General features: G+C 59.5%; 11 protein-coding genes and 1 pseudogene. 6 read left to right on the forward strand and 6 right to left on the reverse strand.

Features of this window, described 5'->3' with window-relative positions; all coding sequences use genetic code 11:
• The first annotated feature begins 30 nt into the window (after positions 1 to 30).
• The 4 genes from KW848_RS16280 to KW848_RS16295 are packed head-to-tail and all read left to right on the forward strand — an operon-like array spanning position 31 to position 6270.
• A complete protein-coding gene (locus KW848_RS16280) occupies positions 31 to 1287 on the forward strand; it encodes a TolC family protein (protein WP_218537450.1) in 1257 nt (418 codons plus the stop codon).
• Positions 1284 to 2768 carry an efflux RND transporter periplasmic adaptor subunit gene (locus KW848_RS16285; protein WP_218537451.1) on the forward strand — a complete coding sequence of 495 codons (1485 nt, stop codon included), beginning with the start codon at positions 1284 to 1286 and terminating at the stop codon, positions 2766 to 2768. The genes KW848_RS16280 and KW848_RS16285 overlap by 4 nt, the downstream gene beginning before the upstream one ends.
• Positions 2765 to 5923: an efflux RND transporter permease subunit gene (locus tag KW848_RS16290; protein WP_218537452.1), complete on the forward strand. Its 3159-nt coding sequence runs from the start codon at positions 2765 to 2767 to the stop codon at positions 5921 to 5923. Before KW848_RS16285 ends, KW848_RS16290 begins: the two co-directional genes overlap by 4 nt.
• A complete protein-coding gene (locus tag KW848_RS16295; protein ID WP_218537453.1) occupies positions 5920 to 6270 on the forward strand; it encodes a copper-binding protein in 351 nt (116 codons plus the stop codon). The genes KW848_RS16290 and KW848_RS16295 overlap by 4 nt, the downstream gene beginning before the upstream one ends.
• A 95-nt stretch (positions 6271 to 6365) precedes the next feature.
• Here the strand turns inward: KW848_RS16295 and KW848_RS16300 are convergent, their stop codons facing one another.
• The 6 genes from KW848_RS16300 to KW848_RS16325 form a co-directional block, all read right to left on the reverse strand.
• Positions 6366 to 7838, reverse strand: coding sequence for an aldehyde dehydrogenase family protein (locus tag KW848_RS16300; RefSeq protein ID WP_218537454.1), 1473 nt, complete (start codon positions 7836 to 7838; stop codon positions 6366 to 6368).
• A complete protein-coding gene (locus tag KW848_RS16305; RefSeq protein ID WP_192407532.1) occupies positions 7831 to 8658 on the reverse strand; it encodes an ABC transporter permease in 828 nt (275 codons plus the stop codon). Before KW848_RS16305 ends, KW848_RS16300 begins: the two co-directional genes overlap by 8 nt.
• 1 nt (position 8659) lies before the next feature.
• Positions 8660 to 9577 (reverse strand): ABC transporter permease, encoded by a 918-nt coding sequence (locus KW848_RS16310; RefSeq protein ID WP_218537455.1) that lies wholly within the window; start codon positions 9575 to 9577, stop codon positions 8660 to 8662.
• A 31-nt stretch (positions 9578 to 9608) separates the two neighbouring features.
• Positions 9609 to 10751, reverse strand: a complete 1143-nt coding sequence (locus tag KW848_RS16315) for a PotD/PotF family extracellular solute-binding protein (RefSeq protein ID WP_218537456.1) — start codon at positions 10749 to 10751, stop codon at positions 9609 to 9611.
• Positions 10752 to 10790: 39 nt separating this feature from the next.
• On the reverse strand, positions 10791 to 11918 hold the full coding sequence (locus tag KW848_RS16320) for an ABC transporter ATP-binding protein (protein ID WP_375154720.1): 1128 nt from the start codon (positions 11916 to 11918) through the stop codon (positions 10791 to 10793).
• Positions 11919 to 12023: 105 nt separating this feature from the next.
• Positions 12024 to 12833: a LuxR family transcriptional regulator gene (locus KW848_RS16325; protein ID WP_192407537.1), complete on the reverse strand. Its 810-nt coding sequence runs from the start codon at positions 12831 to 12833 to the stop codon at positions 12024 to 12026.
• Positions 12834 to 13253: 420 nt separating this feature from the next.
• Between KW848_RS16325 and KW848_RS16330 the strand changes: the two are divergent.
• Both KW848_RS16330 and KW848_RS16335 read left to right on the forward strand, forming a co-directional pair.
• Positions 13254 to 13397 (forward strand): annotated as a pseudogene (locus KW848_RS16330) (dehydratase); the annotation flags it as partial.
• 31 nt (positions 13398 to 13428) lie between these two features.
• A complete protein-coding gene (locus tag KW848_RS16335; protein ID WP_218537457.1) occupies positions 13429 to 14631 on the forward strand; it encodes an acetyl-CoA C-acyltransferase in 1203 nt (400 codons plus the stop codon).
• The last annotated feature ends 688 nt before the right edge of the window (positions 14632 to 15319 follow it).

Genomic DNA, 15319 nt, shown 5'->3' on the forward strand with positions numbered 1-15319 from the left:
GTGCAGTGGATGATCACAGGAATCGTAAACATGAACTCCAAGTGCTATTGCACAGGCTGGTCCCTCGTGGCCGGTCTGGCGGTAAGCGTGCTGGCGTTGCCGAGTTTTGCTGCCGCCTTGACGCTCGATGAAGCGTTGCGGCTGGCCGAAAGCAATGCGCCGTCGCTGACCGCACAAGACGCGAAAATTCAGGCCGCCAGCAGCGCGGCTATTCCAGCCGGCGAGCTACCTGACCCCAAACTGCTGCTGGGTGTGCAGAACTACCCCATTGGTGGTCCGGATCGCTGGAGCATCGACCAGGACTTCATGACCATGCAATTGGTCGGGGTCAGGCAAGAGATGCCCAACAGTGATAAGCGCAAAGCGCGCGTCGAGGTCGCCGATGCGGCCATCGATCGAGCCGCTGCGGAGCGTCGAGTTGAACGTCTGAAGGTACGCCAGTCCACGGCGTTGGCCTGGATCAGCAGCTACTCGGTTGAGCGCAAAGATGCTCTGTTCCAGGACTTCTACAAAGAAAACCGCCTGCTGAGCGATACCGTCCGGGCCCAGATTGCCGGTGGCCGCGCTCAATCCGCCGATGCGGTGACGCCCAAGCAGGAAGCGGCTCAACTGGCGGAGCAACAGGACGATCTGATTCGTCAACGCGCACAGGCCCGAGCGGCCCTCAAACGCTGGATAGGCTCCGCCGCCAACGACAAGCCTGTGGGCAGCCTGCCTGAATGGCCCGTCGATTCCTCAAGCTACTCCCATAAACTGCAACATCATCCTGAGCTGGCAGCGTTTGCGCCGATGACCCGCGAAGCGCAAGCCAAGGTTCGTGAAGCCGTGTCGGAGAAGCAGTCGGACTGGAGCTGGGAACTGGATTACCAGCGCCGGGGCCGTGAGTTCGGCGATATGGTCAGCGTGCAATTTTCCTGGGATCTGCCGCTGTTTCCTGACTCCCGCCAAAACCCCAAAATCGCAGCCAAACAGGCTGAACTCAGCCAGCTTGAGGCCGAGCGCGAAGCCCTGTCACGCGAGCACACCCAGCAACTGGAAAACGAACTGGCTGACTTTGAACGCCTGAATCGTGCCGTGCGCCGAAACCAGGAAAGCCTGTTGCCGCTGGCCAAGGAAAAGGTCGAACTCAGCATGGCCAGTTATCGTTCCGGCAAAGGCGATTTGAACGCCGTTGTTGTCGCCCGACGTGAACTCATCGAAGCCCGTCTCAAACAGATCGACGTGGAAGAGCAGCGAGCGCTGACCAGTGCGCGTCTGTATTTTGCTTATGGGGAGTCCAGCCAATGATCCTTAAAAAATGGAACGGGGCATTGCTGGTAAGTATTTCGATGGCATTGGGTGTTGCCGGTGGCTACTGGTTGGCGCATCAGCGCATGAGCGGAGTACCCGCTACCGCCCCCGATCAGAGCCTCAATCCACCGAATGAACGCAAGGCCCTGTATTGGTACGACCCAATGTACCCACAGCAAAAGTTCGATAAGCCGGGGAAGTCTCCCTTTATGGACATGCAGCTGGTTCCTCAGTACGCCAGTGGGGAAGGGGATCGGGCGACAGTCAGTATCGACCCAGGTCTGACCCAGAATCTCGGTCTGCGTTTTACGACTGTCACCCGTGGGGCCTTTGATTCGAGCCTCGACGTGACAGGTGCATTGACGTTCAACGAACGTGATGTCGCTGTGATTCAGGCACGCACCACTGGCTTTGTTGAGCGGGTCTATGCCCATGCTCCCGGTGATGTGCTCAAAGCCAACGCGGCGTTGGCGGATATCCTGGTGCCGGAATGGGCCGCTGCCCAGACAGAGTTTCTTGCGCTGAGGCGCAATGGAGATGCTGACTTGTTGGCTGCGGCCCGTCAGCGTCTACGGCTCACAGGGATGCCGGCAGCACTGATTACTCAGGTAGAACGTAGCGGTAAGGTTCAGCCCTACCTGACGCTCACCAGTCCCATTGCCGGTGTGCTGCAAGCGTTGAACGTACGTGTGGGAATGACCGTGGCGACCGGTGACACCCTGGCACGCGTCAATGGCTTGAGCAGTGTCTGGCTAGCCGTGGCCGTTCCAGAATCGGATGCCGGATCGATCACCTTGGGGCAGGCGGTCGAAGCGCGCCTGCCAGCCTTCCCAGGGGCTACGCTCAGCGGCAAGGTCAGCGCAATTTTGCCCGAGACCAATCCGGACAGCCGCACCCTTCGTGTGCGGGTGGAACTACCCAATCCGGACGGACGCCTCAGACCGGGTTTGACGGCGCAGGTACGCCTGAACCGTTCGACCGAGCAAAGTGTGTTGTGGGTGCCGAGCGAGGCCGTCATTCGCACTGGCCGACGTGCTCTGGTGATGCTTGCCGAAGACGCCGGCCGCTATCGTCCAGTGGAGGTGCAGCCAGGGCAGGAAAGCGATGGCAAGACGGCGATCTTGAAAGGTCTGGAGGAAGGACAGAAGGTGGTTACCTCTGGCCAGTTTCTGCTCGACTCGGAGGCCAGTCTAAAGGGCATTGTTGCCCGCTCAGAGGAAGAGTCACCACCGCGCGCAGCAGCCTCCAGCTTTCATGAAGCGGAGGGGCAGATCGTTGAGATCAACGATAAAGAAGTCACGCTTGCCCATGGTCCTTTCAAGACGCTGGGCATGCCTGGCATGACGATGACGTTCCCACTCGCTAGTCCGGCGCTGATGCAGGGCCTCAAAACGGGGGATAAGGTTCGCATTGCGGTGAGCCAGACCGATGATGGTTTGCGTGTCGAGCGTCTGGAAAAATCGGGGAGCCAGCCATGATTGCTGCCCTGATTCGTTGGTCAGTGGCCAACCGATTCCTGGTGCTGTTGGCGACACTGTTTGTCACGGCTTGGGGCGTCTGGTCGGTGCAGAACACGTCCATCGATGCGCTGCCGGATCTCTCCGATGTCCAGGTGATCATCCGTACCCCTTTTCCGGGACAAGCGCCGCAGATTGTCGAGAACCAGGTGACCTATCCGTTGGCCACCACCATGCTCTCAGTACCGGGAGCCAAGACTGTGCGTGGTTATTCCTTCTTCGGTGACAGCTTTGTTTACGTGCTGTTCGAAGACGGCACTGACTTGTACTGGGCTCGCTCGCGGGTGTTGGAGTATCTGAGCCAAATACAAAGTCGCTTGCCGGCCAGCGCCAAGCCGGCGTTGGGACCGGATGCGACGGGCGTGGGCTGGATCTATCAGTACGCACTGGTGGATCGCAGTGGAGGACACGACCTGGCGCAATTGCGCGCACTTCAGGACTGGTTCCTCAAGTTCGAACTCAAGACCCTGCCCAACGTTGCGGAAGTGGCCACCGTGGGCGGCATGGTCAAGCAGTACCAGGTGCAGCTTGATCCACTCAAGCTGGCCAGCCTCGGTATCACTCAGGCTGAGGTGACCGAAGCCATCGGCAAGGCCAACCAGGAAACGGGTGGCGCGGTGCTGGAGATGGCAGAGACCGAGTTCATCGTGCGCGCTTCTGGCTACCTGAAGACGCTCAATGACTTCCGGGCAATCCCGCTCAAACTTGGCTCAGGTGGTGTGCCGGTGACCCTTGGCGATGTCGCCACCATTCAGTTGGGCCCGGAAATGCGGCGTGGCATTACTGAACTCGACGGCGAAGGCGAGACCGTCGGCGGCGTGGTGATTTTGCGCAGTGGCAAGAATGCTCGCGAGACCATTGCGGCGGTCAAAACCAAACTCGACGAATTGAAAAGCAGCCTGCCGGCCGGGGTGGAAATCGTCACCACCTACGACCGCAGCAAGCTGATCGACCGTGCTGTGGAAAATCTCAGCCACAAACTAATCGAAGAGTTCATCGTCGTCGCCTTGGTCTGTGGGATCTTCCTCTGGCACCTGCGCTCATCCCTGGTGGCGATCATCTCCTTGCCTGTTGGTGTGTTGATTGCCTTCATCGTCATGCGCTACCAAGGCATCAACGCCAACATCATGTCCTTGGGCGGTATTGCCATCGCCATTGGCGCCATGGTCGATGCCGCTGTGGTGATGATCGAGAACGCCCACAAGAAGATTGAGGCATGGCACGCGGCCAATCCGGGGGAAGAACTGAAGGGTGAGCGTCATTGGCATGTAATGACCGAAGCGGCGGCAGAGGTAGGCCCCGCACTGTTCTTCTGTTTGTTGATCATCACCCTGTCGTTCATTCCCGTGTTCACCCTGGAGGCGCAAGAGGGACGGCTGTTCGGCCCTTTGGCTTTCACCAAGACCTACGCCATGGCTGCAGCGGCGGGATTGTCAGTGACCTTGGTGCCGGTGCTGATGGGCTACTGGATTCGGGGGCGAATCCCAGGTGAACAACAGAACCCGTTGAACCAGTGGTTGATTCGGATTTATCAGCCAGCCCTGGACGCAGTCTTGCGTCGACCAAAGATCACGCTGCTGGTGGCGCTGTTGGTTTTTGTCAGTGCGCTATGGCCAATGTCTCGCTTGGGCGGCGAGTTTCTCCCCCCGCTGGACGAGGGTGACCTGCTCTATATGCCTTCCGCTTTGCCGGGATTGTCGGCGCAGAAGGCCGCGCAATTGCTGCAACAGACCGACCGCCTGATCAAGACCGTGCCAGAGGTTGAACACGTCTTTGGTAAAGCCGGCCGCGCCGAAACCGCCACCGACCCCGCACCGCTGGAGATGTTCGAAACCACCATCCAATTCAAGCCGCACGAGCAATGGCGTTCAGGCATGACCCAGGAGAAGTTAGTGGAAGAACTGGATCGAGTGGTACGAGTCCCTGGGCTGACGAATATCTGGATACCACCGATTCGCAACCGTATCGACATGCTGGCCACTGGGATCAAGAGTCCCATCGGAGTGAAAGTTGCCGGCACCAACCTGGCGGAGATCGATGCCGCGACTCAGGCCGTGGAGCGAGTGGCCAAGGGCGTACCCGGCGTCAGTTCGGCGCTGGCCGAGCGACTGACTGGTGGCCGCTACATCGATGTGGATATCGACCGCAAAACTGCCGCCCGTTACGGACTGAACATCGCCGATGTGCAGTCCATCGTCGCTGGCGCTATCGGCGGTGAAAATGTTGGTGAGACTATTGAAGGGCTCGCACGCTTCCCGATCAACGTGCGTTACCCGCGGGAGTGGCGTGACTCGCTCGGTGCCCTGGAGCAATTGCCGATCTATACCCCGCTAGGTAGCCAGATCACCCTCGGCACAGTGGCGAAGGTCAAAGTCACGGACGGTCCGCTGATGCTCAAGAGCGAGAACGCGCGGCCCTCTGGTTGGGTATACATCGACGTGCGTGGCCGGGACATTGCCTCGGTAGTCGCCGATCTGCGTCGGGTCGTCGCTGAACAGGTCAAATTGCAGCCCGGCATGAGCCTGAGTTACTCAGGGCAGTTCGAATTTCTCGAAAGAGCCAACGCACGACTCAAGCTGGTGGTGCCTGCCACGCTGTTGATCATTTTCGTGTTGCTCTATCTGACTTTCGCCCGCTTCGATGAGGCCTTGCTGATCATGGCCACTCTGCCATTCGCCCTGACTGGCGGAGCATGGTTCCTCTATCTGTTGGGGTTCAACCTGTCAGTCGCCACTGGGGTCGGCTTTATCGCCTTGGCCGGCGTTTCCGCCGAGTTTGGCGTGATTATGCTGCTCTACCTGAAGAACGCCTGGGCCGAACGTGAAGACCTCGGCGACAGCACTGAGCGCGGTCTGGTGGCGGCGATTCGTGAAGGCGCCGTGCAGCGTGTTCGACCCAAGGCCATGACCGTGGCCGTCATCATTGCTGGCTTGCTGCCCATCTTGCTGGGTAGCGGGACCGGCAGCGAGGTGATGAGCCGAATCGCTGCACCCATGGTCGGCGGCATGGTCACGGCGCCCTTGCTTTCCCTGTTTGTCATTCCGGCGGCCTATCGCCTGATGCGTCGCCGGCACCTCTCAGTTGAACCCATCAACCCTCAAGGAAAAGTCGTATGAAACTGACCCTGATTGCAGTTGCAAGCACCGTATTTACGCTGTCTCTTTTGGCCCACGCAGAGGATATGCCGGGCATGAAAATGGACGGAATGGAGGGCATGCAGATGAAGCAGGAAACAACGCAGGCTCCCGTCGCCACCGCCGACGGAACGATCAAGGCTATCGATACTGTGAAGCATACGGTGACCATCTCTCACGGCGCTGTTCCCGCTGTGCAATGGCCGCCGATGACCATGGCCTTTTCCGTGACGGAAGATCAGTTGACAGGGCTGACGGCTGGAGACCGAGTATCGTTTTCATTTCGAGTAGAGGGTGGCAGAGCGACGATTGTTTCAATAAAAAAGTGAATCTGCGGTGGTGGAATCAACCGGCGCGCTATGTCGTGCCGGTTGAATCCAAAGCCGATAGCTGCCGCAGGAGAGTGAGTCATGCCCAGATGCCGCTATTTCAGGTACCACCCCCACGGCTGGTCACTGACGTACTCGGTCACTTGCTTGACCTCCAGGTAATTGTGCAAACCCCACTGGCCGAGTTCTCGGCCAATACCGCTGTGCTTCATGCCGCCCCACGGCGCTTCGACAAAGGTCGGTTGCGAGCAGTTGACCCAGATAATCCCGGCGCGCAGTTGGTTGGCGACGTGAGCGGTGCGTTGTAAATCGGCACTCATCACGGCGGCAGCGAGGCCGAAGCGACTGGCGTTGGCCATTTGCACCGCTTGTTCTTCGGTCTTGAAACGCTTGATGCACAGCACTGGGCCGAACACTTCTTCGCGCCAGAGGATGCTGCTGTGTCCCGGCTCGTCGAAGATCGCCGGTTCGATGAAATAACCCTCTGGCTGATGCGCCGGTTGCCGACCTCCGGTGAGCAGGCGTGCGCCGCTGGCCAGTCCCTGATCGATAAAACCGAGGACCTTGTCGTGTTGACCTCGGCTGACCAAAGGGCCCAATAACACGCCGGGTGCCAATCCTGGGCCGATGGTGATCTTGCGGGTTTCCTCGACCAGTCGTTCGATCAGCCGCGAGGCGATGTTTTCCTGTACCAGCAAGCGTGAGGTGGCGCTGCATACCTGGCCCTGATTCCAGAATATCCCGAACAGAATCCATTCCACCGCCGCCTCGACATCGGCGTCGTCGAACACGATGAACGCCGACTTTCCGCCCAGTTCCAGGCTGATGTTCTTGATGTCGCGGGCCGCTGCCGACATGATTTTCGCCCCGGTGGGCACGCTGCCGGTGAAGGCCAGTTTGTCCACGCCGGGGTGCTCGGTGAGCGGACCACCGGCATCAGCCCCGAGACCGCTCACGACGTTCAGGACTCCGGCCGGAAGACCGATGCGGTCGGCGGTGGCCGCCAGTTCCAGCGCCGTGAGTGGCGTCAGCTCGGACGGCTTCAACACCAGCGTCGCCCCGGCAGCCAGCGCCGGGGCGACCTTCCACGCGGCCATCAACAGCGGGTAGTTCCAGGGAATGATCTGCCCGGCAACGCCGATCGGTTCATGGCGGATGCGACAGCGAAAACGCGCGTCCGGCAAGGCCAAAGGTTGATCCTGCTGCTGGTCCAGTTCGCGGGCCAGCCCGGCGTAATAGCGAAAGCAACCAATCGCATCGCCCACGTCCCACTGCGCTTCGGGCAACGGTTTGCCGTTGTCGCGCACTTCCAGTTCCGCCAGCGCCTGTTGACCGTTCTCCAGTTCATCGGCCAGCGCTTCCAGCCACTGCGCGCGTTCGGCGCCGGTGGTTTGGCTCCATCCGTTATCGAATGCTCGCCGGGCGGCGCGCACTGCATGATCGATGTCTTCTTCGGTGCCTGCGGCGACCCGATGGAAAACCTGCCCGGTGGCCGGGTCGATCACATCCAGGTAACCGCCCAGGTCTGGGCTGACCCACTCGCCGTTGATGTAAAGCTGATCACGCATGGTGTGACTCCTGGACGCCGGTGCGGCGGTTTTGCAGGTGACGGGAAGTGAACAGCAGCGCCAGCGACGCGCAGATGATGACGGTCGAGACCGCGTTGATCTCCGGCGTCACGCCACGGCGGATGGACGAAAAGATATAGATCGGCAATGTCGTTTCGGAGCCTGCGACAAAGAACGCGATGATGAAATCGTCGAAGCTGAAGGTGAACGCCAGCAGAAACCCGGCCATGATCGCCGGACTGATCTGCGGCAGGGTGACTCGCCAGAACGTTTGCATCGGCGGCGCATAGAGGTCCGCCGAGGCTTCGAGCAAGGCTTTGTCCAGCAAGTCGACGCGGCTACGCACGATCACCATGACCAGTGCCATGGTGAACAGCGAGTGCGCGGCGATCACCGTGAAGAAGCCCATGTTCAACCGTGGAACGCTCGGTATCCAGGCCGCGAGCAACGGGTTGATCAGGTCGAACAGGCTAATGAATGCAATCAGTGTCGAGATGCCGATGACAATGCCCGGCACGATGATCGCGCAATAGGTCAGCGCATCGAACAGCAACCGCACTTTGGCGCCGGCGCGCTGTAAGCCGAACACCGCGAGCGTGCCGAACAGCGTGGCAATCACCGCTGAAGTGAAAGCAATGAACGCGCTATGACCCAGTGCCTCCATGATGAACGGGTTGCCAAACGCGCGACCAAACCACTGCACCGAGCAGCATTCGAACGCCAGGCCGCTGCGCCCGGCGTTGAAGCTGAACAGCACGATCAACGCGATCGGCGCATAGAGAAACAGGTACAGCGAAGTCGAATAGCTGCGCAGCCACATGTCACAACCCTCCGTCGGCAGGGCGGCCGCCATAGCGCGCCACCAGTTTCAAATACACGCCGATGATCAGCAGCATCATCGCCACCAAGGTCATCGCCAGCGCGCTGCCGAAAGGCCAGTTGCGCGATTGCAGGAACAGATCGACCAATGCGTTACCGACGAAGAACACTTTGCCGCCACCGAGAATGGCCGGGATCAGGAACTCGCCCATCAACAGGATGAACACCAGCATCACCCCGGTGATGATCCCGGGCGCGGAGAGTGGCAGGGTGATCCGCCGGAAACTTTCGAAAGCGCTGGCACCCAGGTCCGCCGAGGCTTCGAGCAGGCGCTTGTCGAGTTTTTCCAGGCTGACGTAAATCGGGAACACCATCAGCGGCAAGTAGCCGTAAACGATGCCGATCAGCACCGCCCATGGCGTATTGATCAGCCGCACGTCTTCAAGGCCAAGGCTGGCGAGCAAGGCTGGAATGCCCTTGCCGCTGAGGATGAAAATCCAGGCGTAAGTGCGGATCAGGAAACTGGTCCAGAACGGCACGATCACCAGCGTCAGCAACAGCGAGCGATTGCGGGTGACCTTGACCGCCAGAAAATACGCCAGCGGGTATGCCGCCACCAGGCACACCAGCGTGCCCAGCGGCGCCAGCATCAGCGTGTTACTGAACGCCGCGCCACGGGAACCGAGGTTCAAATAGTTGGCCAGCGTGAAGCCCCCGGCGTAACCGCCCACGGCACTGCGCTCGCCGAAACTAAAGACCAGGATGATCACCAGCGGCATCAACAACAGCAGCAGGAACCACAGGGTCGAAGGCAAGAGCATCAGCAGGGTGATCCGCCGACCGAGACTGCGCCGCTGGCGAACCTCGACCGACAGGGCGTTGCCCGGCTGCACCGTTTGCGGGTGGGTGACGGCGTTCATGGGGGACTCCTCATTGGCCACGGTCAGGCGATCAGGCGGACTTGAAGCGAGCCATCAGTTCGGCGCGCGCCGGGCTGGTGAGCGTTGCCGCGGCACCGAACTCCAGAGGGCTGAGCGCTTCGGCAGCCGGGTACATGATCGGATCGTCGAGCATGGCGGTGGGCAGCAACGCATCGACGCGTTTGTCGCCGCTCGGGTAGCCGTGGCTCAATACTTCGAGTTTGTTGTGCTGCGGATCGAGCAGGTAGTTGATGAAGGCGTAGGCCGCGTCCTTGTGCTCCGAGCTTTTGGGAATGGCAAAGAAGTCACTCCACAGTTCGCCACCTTCCTTGCCCAGTTCGAACTGCATCTGCGCGTTGTCGCGGTGCAGCTGAGAGGCATCGCCGGTCCAGGACATCGCCAGCCAGGCATCGCCGCTGCGCATTGACGGCTGGATGTCGGAGTTGATGGCGAACAGGTGCGGCTTGACCTCGATCAGCAGTTTTTCAGCATCGGCCAGTTCTTTCGGGTCCAGGGAGTTGAAGCTATAGCCGAAGCTTTTCAACGCGTTGCCGATGGCGGTCAGTTGGTAGTCGTGAACCATCGTCCGGCCGCTGGCGGGGCCTTGAGCTGCAACCCAGAATTCTTTCCAGCTGGAGGGGCCGTTCTTCAGTTTACCGGTGTCGTAGAGCATGCCGGTGGTGCCCCAGTTTTTCGGCACCGCATACACCTTGCCGTCCACCGTTCCCTGGGCCATGAATTTTTGCTGGAAAGCCGACGCCTCAAAGTTGGGAATGCGCGACAGGTCCAATGGTTCGATCAGGCCCAGGCCAACGTAAGTGCTGATGGTGTAGTTGGTCGGCACCAGCACGTCCCAGCCACTGCCACCGGCCTGCAATTTGGCAAGCATCTCTTCGTTGGAACCGAACACGCTCATCGAAACGCGCGCACCGGTGGTTTTGGCGAAGGTGTCGAGGTTTTCCTGGCTGTGGTAATTCGGCCAGGTCGCCAGCGACAGGCGATCGCCCAGCCTGGCCTGCTCGGCGGCTTCGGCGGTGGAGGTCAGCAGGCCGGGCATGTGGGTTGCGACCACCGCTGCGGCAATTCCCAGGCCTGTGCGGCCGAGGAACTCGCGGCGACTGATCGAGCCGTTCTGCCAGCTACGCAGGGTTTTGATAAACGTCTTCTGGTCCATAGCACGCTCCACAGTCGGTTGATGAAACGAATCGATGATTTACAACGCCATGGCCAAGCCATTGGCGTGATCCCAGCCGACGCTCACTGCCGCGCCGTGTTCGAATGCATTGGCGCCGTGATCCTGCTGGCGCGGCACACGCACGCAAACCACGCCAAAGGCTTGGGTGCGCACGCGATATTCGGTGGAGTTGCCAAGGTAGATGCGGTCTTCCACGTGGCCTTGCAGCTTTACTTCGCGGGTCATGTCGGCGTTGGCACTGGCGATGCTGATCAGCTCCGGGCGCACCGCGATGCAACCAGCGACGTCTGCGCTTAAGGCTTTGCCGGTAGGCGTCAGTGGGCTGGTCAGTTCCAGCCCTTGCTCGGTGCGCAGCACGACTGAATCGCCCTGCATTTGACGAACCGTGCCGTTGAACAGATTGGATTCACCGATAAAATCGGCCACGTAACGGCTGGCCGGCGCTTCATACAGTTGTTCCGGGGTGGCGGTCTGGATGATCGAACCGTTGTGCATCACGCTGATGCTGTCACTCATCGACAAGGCTTCTTCCTGGTCGTGGGTGACCAGCACAAAGGTGATGCCGACTTCGCGTTGCAGGCGCAGCAATTCGGATTGCATTTCCTTGCGCAGCTTGCGGTCCAGCGCCGCCAGCGGCTCGTCCAGCAGCAACACGGTCGGTTTGTTGACCAGCGCCCGGGCCAGGGCCACACGCTGCTGTTGGCCGCCGGAAAGTTCACTCGGCTTGCGTTGGCCGAAGCCGCTCAGGCGCACCATTTCCAACGCTTCATCAGCCATGCGCAGTTGGTTTTTTTTGTCAGGTCGCGGGGTGCGATAACGCAGCCCATAGGCGATGTTCTGCGCCACTGTCAGGTGCGGGAAAAGGGCGTAATGCTGGAACACCATGTTCACCGGCCGCTCAAACGCCGGCACTCCGGCAACGTTCTTGCCCGACAGGCGCACTTCGCCGCTACTGGGCTGTTCGAAGCCTGCGATCATGCGCAGGGTGGTGGTTTTGCCGCAGCCGGAACCGCCGAGAAAGGAATGGAATGAACCGCGGCGCACCGCGAAGTTCAGGCCATTGACGGCTGACACCTCGCCATAGCGTTTGACCACGTTGCAGAATTCGATATCGCTTGGCGAAGTGTCGTTCACGCTGTTGTTCACGAGGCGGGCTCCCTTGCAGTGATGAATCAGTGCGTCGGGGGCCAAACTAGCAATCGGGGTTTTGCGCTGTATATATCCCTTGGGGGATAGAGTCGGTTTCAGGTGTCAGGCTTCGACGACCAGTTCCTGGCCGGTAAGGTCGCGGATAAACAGCCCGAGCAATTCGGACTGGCTGCCGATACCGAGCTTGGCGTAGATGTTCTTGCGGTGAATCTTCACCGTGCCAGGACTGATGCTCAGTTGTTCGGCGACCGACGCGCTGGAGTGACCGCGTAGCAGCAACTGGACAATTTCTTGTTCGCGGCCGGTGAGGATGTGCGCGCCGAACTGATCGAAGGCTTCGCGGATCTTGAAGTCCAGGTCCTGCGCCGGGCGTGGTTGCTGGGCTTGACGCAAACGCCAGGCTTCACTGATGACCTGTTCAACCACGGCCTGCGCGCACTCGATCAACTGCATCTCGTCACGACCAAAAGCACAGCTGGCAGTGGATCGCATCAACGACAGAACGGCCATGGCGCCGCCACCGAGGTCGACGAAAAACGCCACTTCTTCAGCCAGCCCGGTTTGCTGGTAATACGTCAGGTAATACTCGCCGAGGTAGAAGTGGTCGGGTGCGAACTGTCGCAAACGCCACAGTCCAGGCGCTTGCCCGCGAGTGCATGCCAGGTAGAACGGATCCAGTAAATAGGGCCCGCACTGATAGTCATCGACATACACCGCACGCTTGTCGGCAGCGAAGGTGTCGAACAGCGCCAACGGCCGATGATTGCCTTCATAGACGAACAGAACGAAGTGATCGACCGGGCAGACTTGCCGCAACCAGTGACTTAAGCCAGCTAACCGCGCATGTCCGGGAGGAAGGTCCAGTAAGTGGGCAAGCCCGGTAGTCCAGAGTTTCAGTTCCTTGGGGCGCATGGCGGCTTCAGGCAGGATTGGATCGCATTTAGATGCACAATTTACGCCATGGCTGTTTTGGCCTTGCAGGGCGGGGCGAGTGACGCCGAGGCGTTGAAAAGACGCCTCGTAAAAGGGCTGGATGTTACCGAGTGCTACAGGATCAGTATCAGAAGTGATGGGAACGGCCGCCCATGGGGAGGTGTTTGAATTTCGACAGGCTCAAATCGATGGATCGGCCTCGGCATCGCCTATTCAGACTAGACCGCCCTGACAGTTTTCTCGTGCTCCCCCGGCACCAAACTCGAAGGCCAGAGGGGTGTTGCTTCATGCTTGTCTGGCCAGCGACTACAGTTTCTACATGACCGGCGAGGAGTTGTCGGTGTTCAGCCTGAGGGCTTGAACATGCCGCGTATTTTCGACGCGTCCTTCGCCTTGATCCGCTCAAAGCGGCCGGCGCAATTGATGGCGGTCGAAGAGGTCAAGGGCGGCGTTCAGGCGACCATTCGCGTCAGCGTTGAAATCGACGGCGAGGAACGTCCCGGCTGTGTGGTCGACACCATCAGCCGTTACTACCTCGAGTGAACCCTTTGGCAGAACATTCGAGGAATCGAGCATGAAAGAAGCCGTCATCGTTTCGACCGCCCGTACCCCGATCGGCAAAGCTTTTCGCGGTGCATTCAATGACACCGATGCCCCGCAACTCGGCGGCCATGTGGTGCGCGAAGCCGTGCGTCGCGCCGGCATCGAGCCGGGCGAAGTGGACGATGTGATCATCGGCGCGGCGGCGCAGCAGGGCACGCAGTCATATAACGTGGGGCGTCTGTGCGCGATTGCCGGCGGCTTGCCGACTTCCGTCGCCGGGATGGCCGTCGAGCGCCAGTGTTCGTCGGGACTGATGAGCATTGCCATGGCCGCCAAAGGCATCATGTGCGACGAAATTGACATTGCCGTGGCCGGTGGCCTGGAGTCGATTTCACTGGTGCAGAACAAGCACAAGAACCTGTACCGCAACCAGTCCGACGCGGTGATCGATCTCGATCCTCACGCCTACATTCCGATGATCGAAACCGCCGAAATCGTCTCCGCACGCTACAGCATCTCCCGCGAGGAACAGGACGAATACAGCTATCAGAGCCAGGTGCGAACCGCGCTGGCCCAGAGTCATGGATTGTTCGACCGTGAACTCGCGCCGCTGACCAGCCGCAAGGCGATCTTCGACAAGGCCAGTGGCGAAACCCGCTTTGAGGCCGTCACCTTGCTGCGCGACGAATGCAACCGCATCGACATCACCCGCGAAAGCCTGAGTGCGCTGGAACCGGTGTGGCCGGGCGGTCAGTGGAGTGAAAAGGGCCGCTTCATCACGGCCGGCAACGCTTCGCAATTGTCCGACGGCGCTTCGGCCTCGGTGTTGATGAGTGCCAAATTGGCCGAGAAGCGTGGGCTGGAGCCGTTGGGAATTTATCGCGGGATGGCGGTCGCTGGCTGTAACTCCGACGAGATGGGCATCGGCCCGGTCTACGCGATCCCGAAACTGCTCAAGCGCCATGGCCTGACCGTGGACCACATTGGCCTTTGGGAGTTGAACGAGGCGTTCGCCTGTCAGGTGCTGTATTGCCGCGACACCCTGGGCATTCCTCCCGAATGTATGAACGTCAACGGTGGTGCGATTTCGGTGGGCCATCCTTTCGGCATGTCCGGTGCGCGGATGGTCGGTCACGCGTTGATTGAGGGGCAGCGCCGCGGATTGCGCTACGTGGTGGTGAGTATGTGCATCGGCGGCGGCATGGGTGCCGCTGCACTGTTCGAGGTGGTCTGAATGGCCAGTGCACAACAGGTTCAAGCTACTTTAAGGGGGATCAAGCACTTGGTGCTTGGTTCTGTTTCTCGCTTTGGGGCTGCGCAAAACCATCCAAGGACTTCGGGATTTCCAATCTCTCTATATAGAAGGATTCGTTTTGTTCTTCTCTAAAGAGAAGAAACGGACTGTTTTCCGGCGTTCTGCAAGTGTTTGATAGAAAAGCTTAATTAAGGGTTGACGGCAGATTCTGGAAGTCTATAATTCGCCCCACTTCCGGCGCAGTCGAAACGGAAAACTCCTTGGTAAACAATGGGTTACGCGGTTTTCGACAGCGAGTTGCTTCAGGTCATCGAAGCCCAGAAGGAGTTGATCGGGCAGTCTGTTTTTGCCTAATTGACGATTCGATCTTCTCGGTCGAAAGCGGTGTAAAAGAGGTGTTGACAGCAGCGAGTAACGCTGTAGAATTCGCCTCCCGCTAACGAGAGATCGCAAGCGCAAGTGGTTGAAGTTGCAAAGGAAACTTTGAAAACTTCGAAAAATAACCGCTTGACAGCAACAGAGGCTGCTGTAGAATGCGCGCCTCGGTTGAGACGAAAGATCTTAACCAACCGCTCTTTAACAACTGAATCAAGCAATTCGTGTGGGTGCTTGTGGAGTCAGACTGATAGTCAACAAGATTATCAGCATCACAAGTTACTCCGCGAGA

This window comes from Pseudomonas sp. PDM25, assembly GCF_019219045.1.
Lineage (GTDB): Bacteria > Pseudomonadota > Gammaproteobacteria > Pseudomonadales > Pseudomonadaceae > Aquipseudomonas.

Bases quoted from the DNA above. Each gene is read 5' to 3' on its own strand.
- KW848_RS16315 (WP_218537456.1), bottom strand. From the start codon at position 10,751: ATGGACCAGAAGACGTTTATCAAAACCCTGCGTAGCTGGCAGAACGGC.
- KW848_RS16285 (WP_218537451.1), top strand. From the start codon at position 1,284: ATGATCCTTAAAAAATGGAACGGGGCATTGCTGGTAAGTATTTCGATG.
- KW848_RS16325 (WP_192407537.1), bottom strand. From the start codon at position 12,833: ATGCGCCCCAAGGAACTGAAACTCTGGACTACCGGGCTTGCCCACTTA.
- KW848_RS16300 (WP_218537454.1), bottom strand. From the start codon at position 7,838: ATGCGTGATCAGCTTTACATCAACGGCGAGTGGGTCAGCCCAGACCTG.
- KW848_RS16310 (WP_218537455.1), bottom strand. From the start codon at position 9,577: ATGAACGCCGTCACCCACCCGCAAACGGTGCAGCCGGGCAACGCCCTG.
- KW848_RS16290 (WP_218537452.1), top strand. From the start codon at position 2,765: ATGATTGCTGCCCTGATTCGTTGGTCAGTGGCCAACCGATTCCTGGTG.
- KW848_RS16305 (WP_192407532.1), bottom strand. From the start codon at position 8,658: ATGTGGCTGCGCAGCTATTCGACTTCGCTGTACCTGTTTCTCTATGCG.
- KW848_RS16280 (WP_218537450.1), top strand. From the start codon at position 31: ATGAACTCCAAGTGCTATTGCACAGGCTGGTCCCTCGTGGCCGGTCTG.
- KW848_RS16335 (WP_218537457.1), top strand. From the start codon at position 13,429: ATGAAAGAAGCCGTCATCGTTTCGACCGCCCGTACCCCGATCGGCAAA.
- KW848_RS16295 (WP_218537453.1), top strand. From the start codon at position 5,920: ATGAAACTGACCCTGATTGCAGTTGCAAGCACCGTATTTACGCTGTCT.